We start from the raw sequence: 4632 nt of genomic DNA, 5'->3' as shown, positions 1-4632 counted from the left end.
CCCTCCCGATAGTCGTCGTTTTTCAACCCGACCTCTACCATGTCCATCCCGACGAGCCTGGCCGAGTCGCTTATCGACCTGAGCAGGCGGAGCACCTGGAACGGGTCGAGGCCGTACGGCTCAGGCGTCCCCGTGCAGGGCACGTAGGGCAGGTCGTAGGCGTCGATGTCAAACGAGATGTAGACGTTCCTGCCTGCGGTCTTTTTCGCAAGAAAGTCTGCGACGGCGTCAAGGTCGCGGTGCACGCTCCAGGCGTCAAACGTGGTCACGCCGCTCTTTTCGGCGATCTCGTTTTCCTGCCTGTCCGTCTGGCGGATGCCTATCTGGACAATGTTCTCGCCGCCGACGTGCTCAAGGAGGTGGTAAAAAGGCGTGGTGTGGCACATCTCCATGCCCTCGTACTCGGGCTTCATGTCCCTGTGCGCGTCGAAATGTATGACAAACGGCTTCTCGCCGGCAAGCGCCTTTACCTGGTAGTAAGAGAGCGTGTGCTCGCCCCCGAGCATGAGCGGTATCTTGCCCTGCCGGCGAAGCTCGCCCACTATTTTCGGGATGGTCCTGTCCAGGAAGGCAAGCGTCTTTGCAGCTCCTACCTTCTTTGCCGGCATCCTGACGTCGCCCAGGTCAAAGATGGCTGACAGCTCGTAAATGTCGGCCCGCTCGTCCAGCACAAAGGTCTCTATCTGGCGCGCCGATGTCAGCCTTATCGCCTCCGGCCCCCTTGCGGTGCCCTTGCCAAAGCTGGTGGTGGCGTCAAGGGGCACGCCGTACACTGCGACTTTGGACTCTTTGAACGACATTCTGACAGGCGTGTCGGCAAAGCTATAGCCTGCCCTCGTCTTTTCAGGCACCACAAACAGGTCGAACAACAATGAAGAGTCCAAGTCGCCGCCGTACCACCACCACCTGATAAAAATGCGCGATAATAAACCTACTACTGTTTTTTATAGCCATTATGGAGCAGGCTTGCTCCAGAACAGCTCGTCGAGGCTCTGCTGGCGCGGCTTGCCAAGCACCGATTTAAAGTCAAAGTTCAGCGCGGCAAGCACCTGGTCAAACGTGGACTCCATCGCCTCCAGGTACTTCTCGGTGTCTATCTCGTCCGGCCTTGCAAGCTCGACCGGCTTGACCCCGTCGCCCCCCTTTGTCTTTACATAGGAGATGATGTCGCCGGCCTTGATCTCCTTGCCCCTGTCTGACAGCAGCTTGGCGGCCTTGATGTGCTGCGGCAGGCCCTTGTACGTCTCTACCTGCGCCGCCCTGCCGTCCATCGTCTTGACAGAGTTGTTTGTCTTTTTGCCGTACGAGCTGAGCGACTTGTTTATCATGACGTTAAAGCTCAGGTCCTGCACGGGTATCTTGTGCGCCTCTAGGTTCTTGGCGTCGCGCTGGATGATGTTTTTGATGCTCTCCTTTGCCGTTTCAAAGTCTTTCTGGGTGTTGACTTTTCCAAGGATGCCCAGGATTTCATAGAACGCGCTCCTGATGAAAGGCGGCGTGTGCGACTTTTTGCCGGTCAGCCCCTTGACGTCGACGGTGCCGTCCGGTAGCACGCCGAGATAGTTCTTTTTCAGGTCGCTAAAGACGACATACCTGTACTGCTTGTCTATCTCCAGGTCGACTCCGAGGTTGTCCTTTGCCCAGCACACCACCTTGTCTATCGCCTCCTTTGCCGGCTCTTTCAAAAAGAGCGAGTCGGTATTGTGCAACAGCACATTGCCTATGCCCCCGCAAAAGTGGTGGTTTTCTGTCTCGAGATCGTATACGTATCCGTCTATGTCGAATTCCTCGATCTTCTTTATTTCATCTGCTGGCTTGATGCGCAAGTCTGTGTTGTCCTTTATGACGCGAATGCGACACACATTGCTCTTGTCTTCTCTTATCTGGAGGGAATATTCCAGGCCGAGATCTTCGAGTATGCTTACAAGCCCCGCCTGGACGGTCTTGTGAATCTGGTCGATGGTAGCCAGCCCGTTGGCGTCCATGTGGCCGTCGCCTGCCATTATCCCTTCAATGAAAGCCTTCTTGGTGACCGGGTTGGCATTCAGGATGCATTGCGGTATCGCCTTTTCCGTTCCGCGGTAGCACATGCTCTTGAAATAATCTACAAGCAGCTTTGTATTATCGCGTGGCACAAGCCCGTACGTGGCAGAACTCTCCCGTATGTCTATGATGGTTGTCGGGAGTGCCAGGCATTCCTGCATTATCCTCTTTGCTTTTTCAAGCTTTTCCGCATCGCGGTTTACAATCCTCCAAGAGTTCTTTACATGAACAAAGGGTTCTTCGTACCTGTATGATCCGCACGTGCCCTCTGCAATGAAGAAGCCAAAGAGCCAAGCGAGGTCAGGATTGACGTTGACCTGGGATCCTGCCTTGAACGGAACGAGCTGGATCTTGTCGCCAACTCGAAGAGACGACGGCTTTGTCTCCTTGCCGTTGATGACCAGGCTGTGGTCTTCGGTGCATTCTACAAAGCCCTTCCTTGTGAGAATCCTGTATCCTTTCTTTCTCACCTTGTGCCTGTAGATGTATTTTATCTTGGTAAATCCAGCTTCTGTCCAGACATCCAGGTCGCCAAACTTGTCATACCTGCTAGAACTCACCGTCTTTGGCATCAGCGACTCGATCGGGACAATGTCGACATTGCCGTCCCCCCTCCTTATTATCACAGGAGTGTCTGGAAGCACGCTGTCGCCATATACAACTTCAATGCCCAGCTCCTTGCACTTTTCGATGGTGGCGTGGATGGTGTTGCGCCCGATGGCCGCAGTCGCGTCTGCCACCGGCAGGCAATAGAGCGGGAATATCTCGGCGCCCATTACGCCATATGACTGCCCTATCCAACCCATCTTACCATTACGCCCTGCATAGATTACATGGTTATCTTTTGCAGTAATACAATAGACGTCCAAGTCTGTAACAGGTTCGGAGCTGTAGTGCTTTGGCTTTAGACAATGATGTTTCCTTCCATACAATTGGACTCGGAAAATAATGCTGCCGCTCGGCAGCTTTTCTTCTCTTATCGAGGTCTCTATCCCCAGAGTAAATGCAAGGTGCTGGACGTCTCTGGCGAGAGATTCTGATACGGTTGAGTAGACGCGATCCTCTATATTGCCATCTCCGCACATCATTGTTTCCAGCAATGCTTCCCTATTTTCACGGGACGCAGAAAACACAAATCTTGGAAGGTGTTTGTTCTTGCTACCAGAACCACATTCACTAAGGAGAAAATCTCCAATCAGCGTGGATGTGAATGATATCATCATTCCGTAAATTTTCGGGATATATCCCAAATCTCGTATGGTTGCGAGTATGCTGTTTCTATTTGATCCGTGTTTCGGTGATTGGGTTATAGTTATCCTGACATATTTTGACTTTGAACTATCCCTGGCATCCTGTATACTGCCTTCCGTGACGTACCATCCAATTAACCTGAATAGACTGGCCGTTGGGACTTGCCAAGCCTGACGTCTTCCCTTCACCTCTGAATTTCTTATAACCAACTTGCAATTGAATTTCTGTTCAAATTCTTCTGGTGATGAGCATAAGCTATCGATCAATTGTTTGTTAGTATAGTAACATCTTCCCGGCTTGTTGTATACTAGCTTTTCTGCAAACGAATAATGCGTCCATCTCTGACTATTCGAAAAGCGCCTATCGTACGCCATTTTTGAGCGGATAACTACTACGTTCTTTTCATCAGGTACGTATTTCCAAAGGCTGGTCATACTTTCCGAAGACCCTGAGACAAAACCATGTCTAAACAAATATTGTCTTCCGGGTAGAGTTAAGACATTACTAGCATCGATTTTGTTCCATTTCATTAATACCGTTCCGTTATATTGTGTGATGGAGGTTCCGAGGTACAACTTGTGATTCCCGGTGACATTCCAATCCACGTGGTCGGATTGAATTTTTATCAAGTTATCAGAATACTTGAAGTGTTGGATGTCCACGACAGGTTTGATCTCGACTTGATGAGTGGTTTCATTTAATGTGTATACAAGGTCACCAACTCTAAAGTCTTTAATGTTCCGAATACCGTCAGGCGTAAGTACTTCGGTGTCACCCGTGAAACATGCGTTCAAAATGACCTTGATAGCCTGGCTTACGACGTTGTAGAGCTGGCGCTCCTGCGGCGGGAGCGCCTTGTCCTTTGCCAGGTGCTTGTAATAGTTGACGCGCAGGTCGCGAAGCGACCCTATCAGAAGCGACGACAGCCCCTTCCTCTGCTGGCACACCCAGTGAGTCGTCCCCTCTATCCTGCCCTTCTCCTTGCATTCCGGGTGCACGCAGTTTATCGTCTCGTACGACAGGTTGTGCACCTTGATGATGCTCGGGTACAGGCTGGCAAAGTCGAGCACGACCACGTTAAAGTGGATGCCCGGCGTCGGCTCGACTACCTCTCCGCCCCTGTATTTTTTTTCCTTTATGACCGCAGCGGTCGAAGCCGTGCCCTTGCTCTCAAGCTCGTCGCCCCTCGGTATGAGCTCGTTGCGCTGCCTGTGCTCGTAGTATAGCACACCCCTGATCCACTGGTTGACGCCGAATCTGGCAATGTCGTCGACTGACATCCTGCCTATCCTTGCGATGACCACCAGCAGCTTCATGAGCAGGTTGTCGCCAAAGCTG

Annotated in this window: 3 protein-coding genes; 1 reads left to right on the top strand and 2 read right to left on the bottom strand. The window is 51.7% G+C overall.

Features of this window, described 5'->3' with window-relative positions:
• Together WKI84_RS11995 and WKI84_RS11990 are read right to left on the bottom strand one after the other, a co-directional pair.
• Positions 1–884: arginase family protein (locus WKI84_RS11995; protein WP_337863797.1), on the bottom strand; the 884-nt coding region annotated here is incomplete at its 3' end.
• A gap of 69 nt (positions 885–953) precedes the next feature.
• Entirely contained in the window at positions 954–2849 is a 1896-nt protein-coding gene (locus tag WKI84_RS11990) for a DNA polymerase domain-containing protein (protein WP_337863796.1), read from the bottom strand.
• Positions 2850–4275: 1426 nt separating this feature from the next.
• Between WKI84_RS11990 and WKI84_RS11985 the strand changes: the two genes are divergently transcribed.
• Positions 4276–4515, top strand: coding sequence for a hypothetical protein (locus tag WKI84_RS11985; RefSeq protein WP_337863795.1), 240 nt, complete (start codon positions 4276–4278; stop codon positions 4513–4515).
• Positions 4516–4632: the final 117 nt, after the last annotated feature.

This window comes from Nitrososphaera sp., assembly GCF_037447015.1.
In the GTDB taxonomy this organism is placed as follows: Archaea; Thermoproteota; Nitrososphaeria; order Nitrososphaerales; family Nitrososphaeraceae; genus Nitrososphaera.
Note: the sequence above shows the minus strand (reverse complement) of the source record. Positions and strands in the feature narration are given on the sequence as shown.